Source organism: Pseudomonas sp. S2_C11 (assembly GCF_054668395.1).
On the sequence record NZ_CP162765.1, the window covers coordinates 2,750,117 to 2,766,440 of the forward strand.

Here is a 16,324-nt window from a genome sequence, read left to right on the forward strand (position 1 = left end):
GCAGGATTCGAATCTCTGGACGAGTATCATCGTGACAGCACGTCTCCTCGGACCGACCAGATAATCATCGCTCTCCACTGAAAATAACGGACTGACCTCATGGATACTTCCCAAGAAAACCCATTGGAAACATCACTCCGGCTGGCCGCGGACGAACCCGCGCATCGCCCTGAGTTCTATCACACCCTGCTGGACTCGAACGTCTACATCCTCGGCACCGCCGGTGCTGCTCAAGGCCATGTCAATCTCGAAGCCGGCAGCAATATCAGCATCGCTCATTGGCAGAAGCCCGATGGCACGCCAGTCATTCCGTTCTTCTCCTCACTGCCAACGCTGCAACAATCCATCGACAGCGAGCAGAGCTATGTAGAAATCCCTGCCCGATCATTGTTCGAAATCACGCTGGGCGCGCTGCTCTTTCTCAATCCGAAGTCGCCGTACGGCAAGGAATTCTTTCCGGAGGAAGTGCAACGCCTGCTCTCAGGCGAAATCGGCCGGCCCGCCACGCAGCGTACCGTTGAAAAAGAAACCAACGTCTTGCTTGGACAGCCTTCGGACTACCCATCGACGATGGTCCATTCGCTCTCGCAACTGCTGGCCAAACACGCCAATGTGAAACGCGCGTTCCTGGCGCTGATGCACGACCCCTCGGTTGATGAAAAACCGCACTTGATCGTCGGCATCGAAGCGGATGGCGATATCGAACAGGTCATGCGCGAAGCCGGCAATGTCGCTGCGGACACAGCCCCTGATGGCGGGCCGGTTGATTTTTGCCGCGTGCTGACGGGACAAGCCGGGCTGAGTGATTACTTCCTCAGGGAGACCAAACCGTTCTACGAGCGCAAGTCACCGAGCAAGCTGCGTTCGTTCTTTGGCTTTGGTTGAATACGATCTGATGAAAATCGCAGTCGCCTGCATGTCGCTTGATCAGCAGGCCAGTGGTCGATTCTCATGAGCGTGACCTTGGATTCTCTCAACCCGCCCTCATAACAGTGGGTATCCCCCCATCGTCTCGAGAGGAAGCACACACCATGACCACTCAAACCGAAACTGCCATTCTCGCCGGCGGCTGCTTCTGGGGCATGCAGGATCTGTTGCGCCGCTATCCGGGTGTGCTGAAAACCCGCGTCGGCTATACCGGCGGCGATGTGCCGAATGCGACCTATCGCAACCACGGCAACCACGCCGAAGCCATCGAGATCGAGTTTGATCCGGCCGTGATCAGCTACCGGCAGATCCTTGAGTTCTTCTTCCAGATCCACGACCCGAGCACGCCTAACCGTCAGGGCAACGATCTTGGCCCGAGCTACCGCTCGGCGATCTACTACCTCAACGACGAGCAGCGTGCCGTCGCTGAAGACACCGCCGCCGATGTAGACGCATCGAAGTTGTGGCCGGGCCGAGTGGTTACGGAAATAGAACCGGCCGGCCCGTTCTGGGAAGCGGAACCCGAGCATCAGGATTACCTGGAGCGGATTCCGAACGGCTACACCTGCCATTTCATCCGGCCTAACTGGAAACTGCCGAAGCGCGGTTGAAGAAACTGCTGGCGGGGTTCAATGCCCCGCCACCACCGAAGCTTCTACAGAGCGCGGGCCCGACTTGAAACCGTGGGCCCGGGCACCCCAGGCAATGGCGAAGGCGATAGCGACCAGTGCCAGCATGGCCCACGGAAATGAGGTAACGCCCCACTGATCGAGCAGCACGCCGCCGACGACACCGCTGCCAGCGATCGCGCTGTTCCACGCCACTACGTTCAACGACAAGGCGACATCCGCTCCGTCGCCCGCCGCATCAGCCAGCGCCGTTTGCAACAGCGTCGCCGCGCCGCCAAAGGTTAAACCCCATGCCGCCACGCCGAGATAAATCACCTCTGGGCTGCCTCCGCCAAATCCCAGCGCCACGCAGACGGCGGCAAAGGTCGCCAAACTCAGCAGAACCGTCGAACGCAGCAGCGGCTCGACCAGCTTCGCCGTCAGCCATATCCCGACCAGAGCGGCGATGCCGAAGCTCAACAACACCACATCCACCCGCTCGGCCATGCCCGCCGGCGCCACGAACGGAGCGATATAGGTGTAGAGAATGTTGTGCGCCAGCATCCAACTGATCACCACTGCTAGCACAGGACGCACGCCCGGGGTAGTCAGGACTTTGCTCAGCGATAGGCGTTGATGGGCCGGCTGCGGCGGGTAGTCGGGCACTTTCACCAGTACCCAGACGATCAGTACCAAGGTCAGCGCCGACATCAGACCGAATGTAGTGCGCCAACCGACCAGCCCACCGAGCCACGTACCCAGAGGCACGCCCAGCGACAGCGCAATCGGTGTGCCGACCATCGCCAGCGCCAACGCCTTGCCCTGCTGTTCGGGCTCAACCATGCGTCGCGCATAGCCGGCCAGCAGACTCCATGCCAGACCCGCCGCAACCCCGGCGAAGAACCGCGCGACCAGCGTCACGCCGTAATGCGACGACAGCGCGGTAATCGAATTGAACAGCAGGAAACCGACAATCGTCAGCAGCAGCACGTTGCGGCGCCGCCAGCCCCGGGTGGCGATGGTCATCGGGATCACCGCCAGTACGGAACCCAATGCGTACGCGGTAACCATTTGCCCGGCCATGGACGGCGAAATCGCCAGGCCTTCACTGATCAACGGCAACAGGCCCGCCGGCAGGGTTTCGGTGACGATGCAGATGAAGCCAGTCATGGCCAGCGCCAGCAAAGCGCCGATGGGCAGACCTTTTGGCGTAGCCGTTAACGTGATTGAAGGTGTCACTGGAAGCTCCTCGAAAAAACCGACTCAGATTTAAATACCGATCGATCTAGATCCTGAGGGTGCATGCGCAGCGTTGTCAACAATTTCTGTATCGACTAGTCTTTATATTAAATCAATGAGGAGTCAGGTCATGGCGAGAACCGGTCGCCCCCGTCAGTTTGATCGCGACGACGCCGTCGATCAGGCTTTGCAACTGTTCTGGCAACACGGCTACGACGCGACATCGCTGGCCCAATTGAAGGCAGGCCTGGGTGGCGGTATCTCTGCACCTAGCTTCTACGCCGCGTTCGGTTCCAAGGAAGCGTTGTTCGATGAATGCGTGCAGCGTTATTTAACCACCTATGCGCAAGTCACCGAGTGCCTGTGGGACGACAGCCTGCCACCACGCCAGGCGATCGAGACCGCTTTGCGCCAGTCGGCACGCATGCAGTGCGACGACACACACCCCAAGGGCTGCATGGTTACCCTCGGCGTCATGAGCGCACCGAGCCCGGAAACCGCCCATGTGGCGCAAGCCCTGACCCACTCAAGGCAGCGCACCCGTGCCGGCATTCAAGCCTGCGTCGAACGCGCTGTGAATGCCGACGAGCTGGCCAGCGGCACAAGTGCGGCGGCGATGGCGACGGTATTCGACAGTTTCCTGCAGGGCATATCCATCCTCGCCAGAGACAACACCGCGCTGGATAACATTGATGCTGCTATCACTCAGATCATGCAAATCTGGGAAATTGCCGCCACGCGTAAGGCGGATTGATCAAATCACAAATGCACCGGTGCCACCGGCGCCGAACCCGGCTCCGGCACATCGACATTGACCTTCAGGGCAATCAGCAGCGCGGCCAGCAACATCAGAATTCCAGCTGCTACAAACACGCCATTGATGCCGCTGAAACTGAACACCGAACCGCCGGCGGCAGCGCCTGCGGCAATCGCCGACTGCACCGATGCGACGACCATGCCGCCCGCGCTTTCGGCCTGATCGGGTATCGAGCGCGCCACCCAGTTCGACCATGCCACCGGCACGCCACCGAAGGCCATCCCCCACAGAGCCAGAAGCAACGCCTGCCCGGTGAGCGACGCCGGTAACCCGACCAACGCCAGAGCAGCAACGCCCACCAACACCGGCATCAGCACCAGTGTTGCGCGTGGATTGCGCTGCAACAGCCAGCCAGCGAACAGCGTGCCGGCAAAGTTCGCCACGCCGAAGCCAAGGAGCATCAGTGCCAGCGTCTGCGGGCCGACGCCGGTGGTGCTTTCCAGAAATGGCCTGATGTAGGTGAACAACGCAAAGTGACCGGTGTGCACCAATACACAGCCAAACATGCCAATGGCAATGCCCGGTCGCAGCAACACCTCAAGCACCGTGCGCAGGCGTGACGGACGATGCGGCGCCAGACTGGGTAGCGTGAATATTTGGAAGACCAGCGTCACCACGCCAACCGCCGCAGCTGCGAAAAACGCACTGCGCCAGCCAAACTGACCGCCGAGATAACTGCCCAATGGCACCGCGACCACGGTCCCGACGGCGATCCCGCTGAAGATAATCGACAGCGCCCGTGGCAGCAGCGCCGCCGGCACCAGGCGCATCGCCACGGCCGCCGCCATGCTCCAGAATCCGCCCAGAGCTATGCCCAAAAGGATGCGCATGATCAGCAACACTGCGAGGCTCGACGACAGCGCCACCAGCAGATTCGACGCGATCATCAGTACCGAGAAACCGAGCAAGACCAGCCGCCGATCAAGACTGCGCGTCAATCCAGGTACGAGCAATCCGGCAAAGAGCGCCACCACTGCGGTCACCGTCACTGCTTGCCCGGCCAGCGCTTCGCTGACGCCAAGGTCGAGCGCCATCGGCGTCAGCAGGCTGGCCGGCAGATATTCTGCGGTGAGTAAACCGAACACCCCCATCGCCAGTGAGAAAACCGCCATCCACGCAGGAGCCATCGGCTCCTCTTCAGTTCGCCCATCACCTACACATTCATTCATTTCCAGACTCCCTCGGACATTTCGAGAGGGCAGTCTATTGACGGCAAACCGGATGATCTATGATGCGCAGTCTTGAACTTTTGATCGAAACCCCGAACATGAGCAGCACTGATTCCTTTTCACTGTCATCAGACCTGATCACAGAATTGCTGCGCAGCATGCGTCTGCGTGGCGTGCAGTATCGGCGGATCCACGCCGGTCCGCCGTATGGTCTGGGTTTCAGCGACAAATCGGGCCATGCGTATTTCCACTTCGTTGCCGCTGGATCGACGGTGTTGCGACTGGAGGACGGCAGCCTTTACGAGTTGGCGACGGGCAATGCGGTATTCATTGCCCATGGTGCCGCGCACCAGTTGCTGTCACACCCAAACGCCGAAGTGCAGGACATTGACAGCACCGTCGCCGCGCCACTCGGCGATACGGTCTGCGCGGTGCAGGTCGGTCACAGCGCCGTTTCGCCCGATAGCGCCCTGCTCTTCAGTGGCTGTATGGAGTTCGAGCTCGGCAGCCTGCAGGGCCTCGGTCGGCTGATGCCGGGACTGATGCTGATCGACGCCGGCGGCCAGCGTTATCCGGGGCTTATGCCAATTCTTGCGACCATGGAACGCGAAGTCAGCGCAGCGCGCATCGGCTTCGCCGGCATTCTCGCTCGCCTTGCCGACGTAGTGGCGGCAATGATTGTTCGTGGCTGGGTCGAATGCGCTTGCGGCAATGCCTCCGGTCTCGTCGCCGCCCTGCGCGACCCTCGTCTGTCGAAAGCTTTGCTGGCCCTGCACCAACAACCGGGGCGCGACTGGAGCGTCGCCGAACTCGCAACGCTGTGCAACACCTCACGCTCGGTCTTCGCCGAACGCTTCCAGACCACCCTCGGCACCCCGCCGCTGCGCTACGCCACCGAACTGCGCATGCGCCTGGCCAGTCAGTGGCTGACACTGGAAAGACTGCCGATCGAAGAAGTGGCGCAGCGCTTGGGCTACACCTCCCAAGCGGCGTTCAGTCGTGCGTTCAAGCGGATAACGGGAAGCTCGCCGGGAGCGAGTCGGCGCCAGCGCGCACTGTAGAAAATTGCGTTAACAGGGCGGCAATGAATCCGAGCCGCCCTCACCGCTGGATTTTCCCCAGCCCCGCGCCCACCCGTTCAGCAGCCTGCAAATCCCCACGCGCCTCCAACTCCTGCGCCACTTGCCGCAGTTGCTCAACAGTCAATCCCACATTCAGACTGATCTTCAAATGTGACTCCAGCTGTGATTCCACCCCAGCCATCGCTGCCAGCGCACCAACAGTTGCCAGTTCCCGATCCGTCCATGCCAGGTTGTCGCGGGCGAAGATGTCGCCGAACAAGTGCACTTTCAGGAACTGATCGATCGCCGGGGCGAATTCGAACAGTGGGCCGGACACTGGCGCGCCGACCAGACGGGTCTGATTGTCGGTGCCGAGTTCGGTAAGTGCATACCCCGACGGAACCGGGCCGGGCTCTCGTCCGGGCGCGTCTTCAATGCCCCGCGCGGCGCGTTCCTGCACAACCTTCATTAGCAAGGACAAGGCGTTGAGGCTGCGTGGGAACCCGGCGTAGGCGTACAGCTGCACCAGAACTTCCTTGGTTTCGCTGATGCTCAACCCGGCATCGAGGCCGCGATTGAGTGCGTCGTGCAAACGCGGCATGTCGCCGATTGCAGCGTTGGCGGCAATCGGGGCGATCGCCAGTTGCTTAAGCGTCAGAGGTTGTTCTTGCATGATCGGTTTCTCCTGTGATCGGGAAGGATTGGCGCAGAGAGGATTAACGCAGGCTGCACTGGCGAGGACCGCGCAGCCGAGGGCCACGATGCGCAGAAGACGCCCTTGCTTTAACGATCTCTGGTTCATCAATGAATCTCCTCACTCATCCAGCGTGAACGTCAACCGCACATCGCCGCGCCCCAAGGCCTCGGCCAAGTCCTGCGGCCGGTCGATGCGACCAAGACGCGAATAGCGGTAAGACGAATCGAAGGTTTTATAGAAGACCACCAACGTATCGTCGCCATACAAAAGGAAATCGCCGTTGTGGATCGTTCCCGGCCGATAGGGCTGCGTGGGCAAGGGCGGCTGCACGGTGGCGTATTTTTCGTTGCTGTGCAGGTCGCTCATGTTCAGGCTCAGCGGCAATCGCGTGAGCAATTGCCGAGTGCTCGGGTTGTCCTCAAGAGCAATGGCAAAACGGTGTTCTCCGACGGTCATCCACATCGTGGTCTCCTCCGGGTTAGCAGCAGACAGAGCAAAGGGCAGCCATGCCATCAGTACGAATCCCTTCCAGCCGTTGGCAAAAATCCGCATCGCTTTGCTCCGTCGCGTTGAAAGTTACTTCAGGTTGCTCTTGAAGAACTGCGTCAGCTTGGCAAAAGGAATCAGCTCGGCCCGGTCGTACAGATCGACATGACCGGCATTCGGCACAATCACCAGTTCTTTCGGCTGCCCCGCCAACCGAAACGCCTCTTCGCTGAACTCACGGGAGTGCGCGTCGGCACCGGCAATAAACAACATCGGGCGCGGCGAGATGCTCTCGATATCGACGAAGGGATAGAAGTTCATGAACTTGGTGTTGCTGCTCAGCGTCGGACGCGTGGTCTGTTGCGGTGTCGAGCTGGCCGGGGTGAATTCGCCGCGCGGGGTGCGGTAGAAATCGAAGAATTCACGTTGGATCGGATGGGTGTCGGCCTTCAGCTCCAGCACCGTGCCGCCGGTGTATTCGACCTTGCCGCCGGTGAACTCGGCGTAACGCTGCTCGGCCGCTTGCGCAATGATCTGCTTGCGCTGCGCAAGGCTTTGCGAATGCTTTAGGCCGTCACGGTTGGCTGCGCCCATGTCGTACATGCTGACCGTGGCGATGGCTTTCATGCGCGGGTCGATTTTCGCCGCGCTGATCACGAAGCTGCCGCTACCGCAGATGCCCAACACACCGATGCGCTCGCGGTCGATGAATGGCCGTGTGCCGAGGTAATCGACGGCCGCGCTGAAGTCTTCGGCATACATGTCCGGCAGCACGGCATTGCGCGGCGCGCCCTCGCTTTCGCCCCAGAACGACAGATCCAGCGACAGGGTGACAAAGCCCTGCTCCGCCAGTTTCTGTGCGTACAGATTGGCGCTCTGCTCCTTTACCGCGCCCATCGGATGACCAACGATAATCGCCGCGCTGCGGGCTGCCGGGTCGAGTCCTTTAGGGACAAACAGGTTGCCGACCACGGTGAGTTGATATTGATTTTTGAAGCTGACCTTCTGCGCGGTCACCTTGTCGCTTTTGAAGAAATTGTCGGCACCGTGGGACATGTCAGCTCCGAATGCAGTGAATGAACTCAGGAGAAACCCGAGCAGTATGAACAGTCGTTTCATGGGGGCGTCCTTGATCGAGAAGCCAGGCGAGGCCGGGATGGAGGTATTGTTGCGCAGGCTCGAGGCTTTGATTAGCTAATGAGTGCTTAATGCGGTTATAAACTCTGCTAATCAATAAACCCGAGCGCGCGCCCATGGCCAAACCCAATTTCAACGACCTGCTTGCCTTCGTCACGGTTGCCCGCAGCGGCAGCTTCACCCGCGCGGCGGTGCAACTGGGCGTGACGCAATCGGCGGTGAGCCAGGTAGTCTCGGCGCTGGAAGCGCGTCTGAAAATTCGCCTGCTGACCCGCACTACGCGCAGCGTGTCACTGACCGCGGCCGGCGAACGCTTGCTGCACACCGTGGGTCATCGTTTCGATGAGATCGAAGCCGAGCTGGACGCCCTGACCGAGTTGCGCGACAAGCCCGCCGGCACGGTGCGCATCACCTGCGGCGACAACATCATCAAGACCACCCTGCTGCCGAAGCTGACGCCACTATTGCTGCAATATCCGGACATCAAGCTCGAGTTCGATATCAACTACGGTTTCCGCGACATCGTTGCCGACCGCTTCGATGCCGGCGTGCGTTTCAGCGATACCGTCGCCCAGGACATGATCGCCGTACCGATCGGCCCGCCACTGCGCATGGCCGTGGTCGCTTCGCCCGGTTACTTCGCCCAGCACCCCGCCCCGCAACATCCGCGCGATCTGGCGGCGCACCGTTGCATCGACATCCGCTTTCCGACCTACGACGGCGTCGATGCATGGGAATTCGAGCGTCAGGGCAAAAAGTTGAAAGTGCGAGTCGACGGGCAACTGGTGTTCAACTCCACCGTGCACATCGCCGACGCGGCTGTGAACGGGTTAGGGATTGCCTACCTGCCTGAAGACGAGTTCGGTACGCATCTGGCTGAAGGGCGTTTGGTCAGAGTGCTGGAGGACTGGTGCGAACCGTTCGGTGGCTTCCACCTCTACTACCCCAGCCGCCGACAACCGTCGCCAGCGTTTTCACTGGTAGTGGATGCGTTGCGCGTGGTGAGAGATCCAGCCCCGTTGTAGGAGCGAGCCTGCTCCGATAGCGTCGGCACATCCAACAGAGTAAGTGCCTGACCCAGGGCTTTCGCGAGCAGGCTCGCTCCCACAGGGTTTTGCATCAGATCCCGGAAATCAATCGATTCACAAATCCATTGTGGGAGCGAGCCTGCTCGCGAAGACGCCAGACCAGGCAAATCATCTCTGCATGCCACCCCGCGCGCGCCTCACAACTTCGACACATCCCCGGTAGCCTCGGCAATCGTCGCCAAGGTTTCCTCCATGCTGGCGATGTCTTCATGCAGCTTTTGAAACACCAGATCCAGCGACTCGGGAGCGTCCACGGTCTGATGGCCACGCAGCGACTCGACGCTACTGCTCTCTACGTGTTGAAGAATGTCCACGCTTTCTCGCAGTGCCAACAGCTGATCAAAGATCGCGGCAATCTGCGCCTGGCTGCGGGTGCTCATCGCTTCCCCGGCTTACAGATCAGTGATCCCCATCCCAGATATGTGATGACCATAAATCAGCCCCTTCTAAAGAAACGATGAACACAGAAAACAAGAGCCTGCTCAGCCTTTGGTTTTTCGCGGATCGGCAGCGCGCGGGAAAGTGCGCTCTTGCGTGAATGATCAAGACCGATAATGGATTGACCTTGAGCGGTTCAGAGAGTTTGAAAGAATTGATCCCGACTCAATACGCGAACTCGTGCCCCAACTCGCTCTCCATCCACGCCAGAAAACGCCTGACCCGTGGAAAGCTCGAATGCGCCTTGGGGAATACCAAATGGTGCGCCGCCACCGCAGCACTCAGTGATTCAGGCGCGACTTCAACCAGCGTGCCCGCGGCCAGATACTTCTGCGCCAGCAATGTGCTTTCCAGCGCGAAACCCAAGCCATGACTCGCCGCTTCCAGCGACATGTACGAGCGATCGAAGCTCAATGCATAAGGCCGTTCCGGACGCGCCAAGCCATGCTGGGCAAACCATTGCGGCCATTTGAGCAGGGTGGCTTCCGACAGAATCAGATCGCACTCCAGCAGATCCGCCGCACCGCGCACGGGGCGCTGCGCGAGCAGTTTCGGTGAGGTCAGCACCGCGAACGTCTCGTTCCTGACCGTGCGCACCTCATAGCTTGGCCAGTTCGGCAGACCGTGACGGATATCGACGTCGATCTTGTCGCGACTGAAGTGCAGCGATTCATACGAGCACGACAGGTTGATCTGTATGTCCGGATGACTCGCACGAAACGCTTCCAGGCGCGGCATCAGCCAGAGCAGGCCGAAGCTTGGCGATGAGTGCAAGCGCAGGCAATCGAGGCTGACATCGCTGGCCGCACGCTCGGTGGCAACGGCGAGACTGTGCAGAATCCCGGAGACTTCCTTGAGGTATTGCTCGCCGACCGGCGTCAGCGAGACGCCACGGGCAGCACGGACGAATAATTGCCGGCCGATCATCCCTTCCAGTTTCGCCAGTTGATGGCTGACTGCCGAGGGTGTCAGGTCCAGCACTTCCGCCGCTCTGGCGACGTTGCCGAAGCGCGCGGTTTGTTCGAAGGCCTGAATTGCTTTCAGCGGTGGCAGGTTGATCGATGCCTCAGTGTCTGAGCGCATGGTGACTCCGTGGTGATTTCTTGTGATGTACGGACCGGTTTCATTCAAGCATTTGCGAAACGGCCTGACGAGTGCTGAATTTTTTTCAGCATTGAGTGATTTCCGCGTTATTGCTCACGCTCGCCCCGGAGGACAAGCTGAGTCATCGGTTACTTACACACCGACCCAATAAAAACAATTCGAGGGAATCCTCCATGCTTCTTCAAGGCAAAGTCGCAATCATTACCGGTGCCGCATCTGCCCGTGGCATTGGCCGCGCTACCGCCAGTACATTTGCGCAACACGGCGCTCGCGTGGTCATCCTCGATCTGGATGCATCCGCAGCACGTGACGCCGCCGCAGCACTGGGCGAAGGTCATCTGGGCCTGGCGGCCAACGTGGCCGACGAAGCGCAGGTTCAGCAAGCCGTCGCCGCCATCATCGAGCACTTCGGGCGCATCGATATCCTCGTCAACAACGCCGGTATCACCCAGCCACTGAAGACTCTGGATATTCGTCCTTCGGACTACGACAAAGTGCTGGACGTCAGCCTGCGCGGCACTTTGCTCATGTCCCAGGCGGTGATTCCGCTGATGCGCCAACAGTCTTCCGGCAGCATCGTCTGCATGTCGTCGGTGTCTGCCCAGCGCGGCGGCGGCATCTTCGGCGGCCCGCATTACAGCGCGGCCAAGGCCGGTGTGCTGGGGCTGGGCAAGGCCATGGCGCGGGAATTGGGGCCGGACAACATCCGCGTCAACTCCATCGCCCCGGGCCTGATTCACACCGACATCACCGGCGGCCTGATGCAGGATGAACGCCGCCACGCCATCATCGAAGGCATTCCGCTGGGGCGCCTGGGTCAAGCGCAGGACGTCGCCAACGCCGCGCTGTTTCTGGCCAGCGACCTGTCCGCTTATCTGACCGGCATCACCCTCGATGTGAACGGCGGCATGCTGATTCACTGAGTAACTCTGGGCGGGCCTGCGTGGCCCGTGCGGTTCTGGATCGATGACGCAGCCGGGCCTGATGGCCTGGCGGTCAATAAAAACAAGAGATCAGACCATCATGACTACCCTGTCGCTCGAAGCGGTTTCGACCGTGCGCTCTTCTGCCTACCGCAAAACGGCCTGGCGGCTGATGCCGTTCCTGATGCTGTGCTACCTGTGCGCCTATCTGGACCGGGTCAACGTCGGTTTCGCCAAACTGCAAATGATGAACGATCTGGCCCTCAGCGAAACAGTCTACGGACTGGGCGCGGGGGTGTTTTTCATCGGCTATTTCCTTTGCGAAGTGCCCAGCAACATCATCCTGCACAAGGTCGGCGCGCGAGTGTGGATTGCGCGGATCATGATCACCTGGGGCATCGTCTCGGCGCTGTTCGCCTTTGTCGAAACCGCGTGGCAGTTCTATGCCCTGCGCTTTCTCCTCGGGATTGCCGAAGCCGGTCTGGCGCCGGGCCTGCTGCTCTACCTCACCTACTGGTTTCCGTCCTATCGGCGGGCGCGCATGACCGTGTTGTGGTTTATCGCCATTCCGCTGTCAGGCATGGTCGGTGGCCCGCTTTCGGGCTGGATCATGAACCACTTTGCCGGTGTGCACGGCTGGGCCGGCTGGCAGTGGATGTTCGTTTTGGAAGCGGTGCCCACCGTGCTCGTCGGCCTGCTGGTACTGAGTTATCTGAAAGACGGCGTGCATCAGGCGACCTGGCTCAATGACGAGGAAAAAGCGCTCATCACTCGCGAGCTGGCCGAAGACGACCAGCAAAAGGTCACCCATGCCTCGGTCGGCGAGTTCATCCGCGACCGGCGCTTGTGGCTGCTGGCGGCGATCTACTTCTGTGTGGTCATGGGCCAATATGCGATCACCTTCTGGCTGCCGACACTGGTGCGCAACGCAGGTGTTTCCGACCCGCTGCACATCGGGTTCCTGACCAGCCTGCCTTACCTGTGCGCCATCGCCGCCATGCTCCTGGTCGGCCGCAGTGGCGACAAACATCGCGAGCGCCGCTGGCACCTGATCGTGCCGATGATCGCCGGTGCGATCGGCTTGAGCCTGGCAGCAATGATGGGCGGCAACCCGACCTTGTCGATCCTCAGCCTGTGCCTGGCCGCCTCCGGCATTCTCTCCGCCACCTCGTTGTTCTGGATGCTGCCCACCACGCTGCTTGGCGGGGTGTCTGCGGCCGCCGGCATCGCGGCGGTCAACAGCTTCGCCAACCTCGCCGGGTTTTGCTCGCCCTATCTGATCGGCTGGATCACCACCCTGACCGGTTCCAGCGCCATCGGCATGTACCTCATCACCGGCGTGCTGTTCCTCGGCGCCAGCCTGGTCCTGCGTATTCCTGCCGCTTTGGTCAATCGTTGAGTCAACGGAGTTTCATCATGACGACTAATCTTGCACACGCTGCATCGCTGAGCCTCACCCAGCGCGCGCACAACATTCGCCGCCATGCATTGCGCATGGGCCAGGTTCAGGGCCAGGGCTATGTGGGCCAGGCCCTCGGCGCGGCTGACCTGCTGGCGGTGTCTTACTTTCATGCGATGAACCATCGCCCCCAGGATCCCGAGTGGGAGCAGCGCGATCGCTTCTATCTCTCCATCGGCCACTACGCCATCGCGCTGTACGCAGCGCTGATCGAAGCCGAGATCATTCCCCTCGACGAGCTGGAAACCTACGGTTCGGATGACAGCCGCCTGCCGATGTCGGGCATGGCCGCCTACACCCCGGGGATGGAAATCACCGGCGGTTCGCTGGGTCAGGGCCTGGGCATCGCAGTCGGCGCCTGCCTGGGCCTCAAGCGCAAAGGCTCGGCCTCGTTCGTCTACAACCTGCTGTCCGATGGCGAACTCAATGAAGGCTCGACCTGGGAAGCGGTGATGTCGGCGTCGCACTGGCAGCTCGACAACCTGATCGCCATCGTCGACGTCAACAACCAGCAGGCCGACGGTTACTCCAGCGAGATTCTCTCGTTCGAACCCATCGTCGATCGCTGGCAAGCCTTCGGCTGGTTCACCCAGCGCGTCGACGGCAATGACCTCGACGCCCTGGTCGCTGCATTCGATGCCGCCCGCAATCACCCCGGCGGGCAACCGCGCGTGATCATCTGCGACACGAAAATGGGCAAAGGCGTGCCGTTTCTGGAGAACCGGGAAAAGACCCACTTCATTCGCGTCGAAGAGCACGAATGGGACCTGGCACTGAGCAACCTTGAAGAAGGAAAAGACCAATGAGCAACGCCGCCAACACTGCGCCTTCGACTGCTACTGGCGCGCCGGTGAAAAAGCGCCTGACCACCTCGGCGATGATTGCCTCGATTGCCTCCGAGGGCCAGGCGACCCGTTCGGCACCGTTCGGCCATGCGCTCGCAGCGCTGGCAGACCAGCGCGCGGACATCGTCGGTCTCTCGGCTGACCTGTCCAAGTACACCGACCTGCACATTTTCGCCAAGGCGCATCCGGAGCGTTTCTATCAAATGGGCATGGCCGAACAGTTGCTGATGAGCGCTGCGGCGGGCATGGCGCGTGAGGGTTTCGTACCCTTCGCCACCACCTACGCGGTGTTCGCTTCGCGCCGTGCTTACGATTTCATCTGCATGGCCATCGCCGAGGAAAACCTTAACGTCAAAATCGTCTGCGGCCTCCCCGGTCTCACCACGGGTTACGGGCCGAGCCACCAGGCCACCGATGATCTGGCTATTTTTCGCGCCATGCCCAATCTGATGATTGTCGACCCGTGCGATGCACTGGAAATCGAACAGGCCGTGCCGGCCATCGCCGCTCACCAAGGCCCGGTCTACATGCGTTTGCTGCGCGGCAATGTGCCGTTGGTGCTGGACGAGTACGGTTATAAATTCGAGATCGGCAAGGCCAAGACCCTGCGCACGGGCAATGATGTGCTGATCATCTCCACCGGGCTGATGACCATGCGCTCACTGGAAGCTGCCAAGCAATTGCAGGCCGACGGCATTGATGTGGCCGTGCTGCACGTGCCGACCATCAAGCCGCTGGATGAACAAACCATTCTCGCCGAAGCGCGTAAATCCGGGCGTCTGGTGGTCACAGCCGAGAACAGCTCGATCATCGGCGGTTTGGGCGAGGCGGTTGCTGGGTTGTTGTTGCGCAATGGCGTGACGCCCACCTTCAGACAGATCGCGTTGCCCGACGCCTTCCTCGACGCCGGTGCCCTGCCGACGCTGCATGATCGCTACGGCATTTCGACGCCGGCTGTCTGCGCGCAGATCAAAGCCTGGCTGTAACTCCACCGTGGGCGGCGCTTCGATCAGAGGCGCTCGCTCATTCGAGAACAGGAGGCAGAACGTGAAAGCACATGAACTGCTGGATCCCGACTTCAAAAGCTTTTTAACCCCCGGCGCACAAGCCTGGACGTTGGAGACGCTGCCCGCGATCAGGGAGCGTGTCCATGCGACATTCAAATCCCGAGAACAAGCGCGCGGTGAAAGCCTATGGACCAAGGCCCACGACGGTGAGGATTTGCGCCTGTGTCTTTACCGGCCTGCCGCCGGGGCACCGGGCGGTAATTTTGCGGTGATCCTGTACATCCACGGTGGAGGTTTCGTCCTTGGTTGCCCCGAAATGGCCGATGACTATCTGGCTAACCTCGCCGAAGAACTTCAGGCGATCATCGTCGCTGTCGATTACCGTCTCGCGCCAGAGCACCCCTTCCCTATTCCCCTGGAAGATTGCTACACCGCCCTCGGCTGGGTTTTCGCCCACCAGCAAACGCTCAATATTGACGCCGACAAAGTAATCGTCATGGGTCACAGTGCCGGCGCCGGGCTGGCAGCAGCGCTGGCCATTGTGGCGCGGGATCGCGGCGAATATTCCATCGCCAGTCAGGTGCTGGTTTATCCGATGCTCGATTACCGTTCGGGCAGCGCAGCCTCGCCTCAGCAGAACAGCACGACCGGCGTGATTGGCTGGCCGGCGCAAGCCAACCAGTTTTGTTGGGAGTGCCTGCGCGCTGGCCAAGCGCTGGATGATCTGCCAATCGGCTGGTTTTCGCCGGCCCTGCAAGACGATCTGCGTGACTTGCCACCGACGTTTCTGGCCGTCGGGGCGCTGGATCTGTTTCTGGAAGAGGACGTTGCATTTGCCCTGAGTCTGTCGCGCGCCGGGGTTGCCGTCGAACTGCATGTCTACCCTGGGGCGCCACATATGTTTGATCAGTGCCCAGGCAGTGTTAGCGATCAGTCTGCGCAGGATATTGTCCGATCACTTCGGCGATCGATAGCTAGCGCATTAACTGCTGAGGGATAGAAAGAACAGCTGAAACGGTACGACTGGATTTCTTATACAAAGCCTTCCCCCCTCCCACGCTTATTGATTAATACCTTCGCAGACCGGCAGCTACGGAGGTTGGCCTGCGCTTTGAGAAATTCAATATCGCTTAGCCGTCGCTCTCCTCGATTCCGCCCGGATATTTTCCAGCGTCTCTTTGGATAATGTCGAAACCGACACATTTTGTTGCACCCAAAAACCGCTTGGATCCAACGTCCCGACAAACGGTAACGACTCAAATAGAACAGATTTTCAAAGAGATAAACGTGGGCAAATGGCCCATCCATACGCTCGTCAA

17 protein-coding genes are annotated in these 16,324 nt (G+C 60.4%); 10 read left to right on the top strand and 7 right to left on the bottom strand.

All coding sequences use genetic code 11. From position 1 onward, the window contains the following. Positions 1-99 precede the first annotated feature (99 nt). Both sseB and msrA read left to right on the top strand, forming a co-directional pair. Complete coding sequence (gene sseB / locus AB4N48_RS12360) at positions 100-885, top strand: enhanced serine sensitivity protein SseB (RefSeq protein ID WP_056785098.1); 786 nt, start codon at positions 100-102, stop codon at positions 883-885. A 146-nt stretch (positions 886-1,031) separates the two neighbouring features. Continuing rightward, complete coding sequence (gene msrA, locus AB4N48_RS12365) at positions 1,032-1,538, top strand: peptide-methionine (S)-S-oxide reductase MsrA (RefSeq protein ID WP_016774420.1); 507 nt, start codon at positions 1,032-1,034, stop codon at positions 1,536-1,538. An 18-nt stretch (positions 1,539-1,556) separates the two neighbouring features. Here msrA and AB4N48_RS12370 read toward each other — a convergent pair whose 3' ends face one another. Then, complete coding sequence (locus tag AB4N48_RS12370) at positions 1,557-2,774, bottom strand: MFS transporter (protein ID WP_076563247.1); 1,218 nt, start codon at positions 2,772-2,774, stop codon at positions 1,557-1,559. Positions 2,775-2,904: 130 nt separating this feature from the next. Between AB4N48_RS12370 and AB4N48_RS12375 the strand changes: the two genes are divergently transcribed. Further along, positions 2,905-3,528 (top strand): TetR/AcrR family transcriptional regulator, encoded by a 624-nt coding sequence (locus tag AB4N48_RS12375; RefSeq protein WP_056785092.1) that lies wholly within the window; start codon positions 2,905-2,907, stop codon positions 3,526-3,528. Between the two features lie 5 nt (positions 3,529-3,533). Here the strand turns inward: AB4N48_RS12375 and AB4N48_RS12380 are convergent, their stop codons facing one another. Then, positions 3,534-4,760, bottom strand: a complete 1,227-nt coding sequence (locus AB4N48_RS12380) for an MFS transporter (RefSeq protein WP_460095522.1) — start codon at positions 4,758-4,760, stop codon at positions 3,534-3,536. A 59-nt stretch (positions 4,761-4,819) separates the two neighbouring features. On the opposite strand from AB4N48_RS12380, the gene AB4N48_RS12385 reads away from it, so the two are divergent. Continuing rightward, the gene (locus tag AB4N48_RS12385; protein WP_460095523.1) at positions 4,820-5,821 is read left to right on the top strand and encodes a cupin domain-containing protein; all 1,002 of its coding nucleotides are present in this window, start codon (positions 4,820-4,822) and stop codon (positions 5,819-5,821) included. Positions 5,822-5,861: 40 nt separating this feature from the next. On the opposite strand, the gene AB4N48_RS12390 is transcribed toward AB4N48_RS12385, so the two are convergent. The 3 genes from AB4N48_RS12390 to AB4N48_RS12400 are packed head-to-tail and all read right to left on the bottom strand — an operon-like array spanning position 5,862 to position 8,123. Further along, a complete protein-coding gene (locus AB4N48_RS12390) occupies positions 5,862-6,623 on the bottom strand; it encodes a carboxymuconolactone decarboxylase family protein (protein WP_460095524.1) in 762 nt (253 codons plus the stop codon). 12 nt (positions 6,624-6,635) lie between these two features. Continuing rightward, entirely contained in the window at positions 6,636-7,070 is a 435-nt protein-coding gene (locus AB4N48_RS12395; protein WP_406228918.1) for a cyclophilin-like fold protein, read from the bottom strand. Positions 7,071-7,094: 24 nt separating this feature from the next. Beyond that, positions 7,095-8,123 (bottom strand): alpha/beta hydrolase, encoded by a 1,029-nt coding sequence (locus tag AB4N48_RS12400; protein ID WP_150742621.1) that lies wholly within the window; start codon positions 8,121-8,123, stop codon positions 7,095-7,097. A gap of 134 nt (positions 8,124-8,257) precedes the next feature. On the opposite strand from AB4N48_RS12400, the gene AB4N48_RS12405 reads away from it, so the two are divergent. Further along, positions 8,258-9,166 carry a LysR family transcriptional regulator gene (locus tag AB4N48_RS12405; protein ID WP_056785081.1) on the top strand — a complete coding sequence of 303 codons (909 nt, stop codon included), beginning with the start codon at positions 8,258-8,260 and terminating at the stop codon, positions 9,164-9,166. 200 nt (positions 9,167-9,366) lie between these two features. On the opposite strand, the gene AB4N48_RS12410 is transcribed toward AB4N48_RS12405, so the two are convergent. Together AB4N48_RS12410 and AB4N48_RS12415 are read right to left on the bottom strand one after the other, a co-directional pair. After that, a complete protein-coding gene (locus AB4N48_RS12410) occupies positions 9,367-9,609 on the bottom strand; it encodes a hypothetical protein (protein ID WP_041480449.1) in 243 nt (80 codons plus the stop codon). A 223-nt stretch (positions 9,610-9,832) separates the two neighbouring features. After that, positions 9,833-10,750 carry a LysR substrate-binding domain-containing protein gene (locus tag AB4N48_RS12415; RefSeq protein WP_252879970.1) on the bottom strand — a complete coding sequence of 306 codons (918 nt, stop codon included), beginning with the start codon at positions 10,748-10,750 and terminating at the stop codon, positions 9,833-9,835. Between the two features lie 194 nt (positions 10,751-10,944). On the opposite strand from AB4N48_RS12415, the gene AB4N48_RS12420 reads away from it, so the two are divergent. The 5 genes from AB4N48_RS12420 to AB4N48_RS12440 all read left to right on the top strand — a co-directional run bounded on the left by AB4N48_RS12420 (position 10,945) and on the right by AB4N48_RS12440 (position 16,005). Next, a complete protein-coding gene (locus tag AB4N48_RS12420; RefSeq protein WP_024012667.1) occupies positions 10,945-11,694 on the top strand; it encodes an SDR family NAD(P)-dependent oxidoreductase in 750 nt (249 codons plus the stop codon). A 100-nt stretch (positions 11,695-11,794) separates the two neighbouring features. Then, the gene (locus AB4N48_RS12425) at positions 11,795-13,093 is read left to right on the top strand and encodes an MFS transporter (RefSeq protein ID WP_041480451.1); all 1,299 of its coding nucleotides are present in this window, start codon (positions 11,795-11,797) and stop codon (positions 13,091-13,093) included. Between the two features lie 17 nt (positions 13,094-13,110). Then, positions 13,111-13,959, top strand: coding sequence for a transketolase (locus AB4N48_RS12430; protein ID WP_130903057.1), 849 nt, complete (start codon positions 13,111-13,113; stop codon positions 13,957-13,959). Next, positions 13,956-14,984, top strand: a complete 1,029-nt coding sequence (locus AB4N48_RS12435; protein ID WP_071171997.1) for a transketolase family protein — start codon at positions 13,956-13,958, stop codon at positions 14,982-14,984. The genes AB4N48_RS12430 and AB4N48_RS12435 overlap by 4 nt, the downstream gene beginning before the upstream one ends. A gap of 61 nt (positions 14,985-15,045) precedes the next feature. Then, on the top strand, positions 15,046-16,005 hold the full coding sequence (locus AB4N48_RS12440; RefSeq protein ID WP_252877959.1) for an alpha/beta hydrolase: 960 nt from the start codon (positions 15,046-15,048) through the stop codon (positions 16,003-16,005). The last annotated feature ends 319 nt before the right edge of the window (positions 16,006-16,324 follow it).

Excerpts from the sequence above, each read along its gene's own strand:
- sseB (WP_056785098.1), top strand. The coding sequence starts at position 100 with ATGGATACTTCCCAAGAAAACCCATTGGAAACATCACTCCGGCTGGCC.
- msrA (WP_016774420.1), top strand. The coding sequence starts at position 1,032 with ATGACCACTCAAACCGAAACTGCCATTCTCGCCGGCGGCTGCTTCTGG.
- AB4N48_RS12375 (WP_056785092.1), top strand. The coding sequence starts at position 2,905 with ATGGCGAGAACCGGTCGCCCCCGTCAGTTTGATCGCGACGACGCCGTC.
- AB4N48_RS12380 (WP_460095522.1), bottom strand. The coding sequence starts at position 4,760 with ATGAATGAATGTGTAGGTGATGGGCGAACTGAAGAGGAGCCGATGGCT.
- AB4N48_RS12385 (WP_460095523.1), top strand. The coding sequence starts at position 4,820 with ATGATGCGCAGTCTTGAACTTTTGATCGAAACCCCGAACATGAGCAGC.
- AB4N48_RS12390 (WP_460095524.1), bottom strand. The coding sequence starts at position 6,623 with ATGAACCAGAGATCGTTAAAGCAAGGGCGTCTTCTGCGCATCGTGGCC.
- AB4N48_RS12395 (WP_406228918.1), bottom strand. The coding sequence starts at position 7,070 with ATGCGGATTTTTGCCAACGGCTGGAAGGGATTCGTACTGATGGCATGG.
- AB4N48_RS12400 (WP_150742621.1), bottom strand. The coding sequence starts at position 8,123 with ATGAAACGACTGTTCATACTGCTCGGGTTTCTCCTGAGTTCATTCACT.
- AB4N48_RS12405 (WP_056785081.1), top strand. The coding sequence starts at position 8,258 with ATGGCCAAACCCAATTTCAACGACCTGCTTGCCTTCGTCACGGTTGCC.
- AB4N48_RS12410 (WP_041480449.1), bottom strand. The coding sequence starts at position 9,609 with ATGAGCACCCGCAGCCAGGCGCAGATTGCCGCGATCTTTGATCAGCTG.
- AB4N48_RS12415 (WP_252879970.1), bottom strand. The coding sequence starts at position 10,750 with ATGCGCTCAGACACTGAGGCATCGATCAACCTGCCACCGCTGAAAGCA.
- AB4N48_RS12420 (WP_024012667.1), top strand. The coding sequence starts at position 10,945 with ATGCTTCTTCAAGGCAAAGTCGCAATCATTACCGGTGCCGCATCTGCC.
- AB4N48_RS12425 (WP_041480451.1), top strand. The coding sequence starts at position 11,795 with ATGACTACCCTGTCGCTCGAAGCGGTTTCGACCGTGCGCTCTTCTGCC.
- AB4N48_RS12430 (WP_130903057.1), top strand. The coding sequence starts at position 13,111 with ATGACGACTAATCTTGCACACGCTGCATCGCTGAGCCTCACCCAGCGC.
- AB4N48_RS12435 (WP_071171997.1), top strand. The coding sequence starts at position 13,956 with ATGAGCAACGCCGCCAACACTGCGCCTTCGACTGCTACTGGCGCGCCG.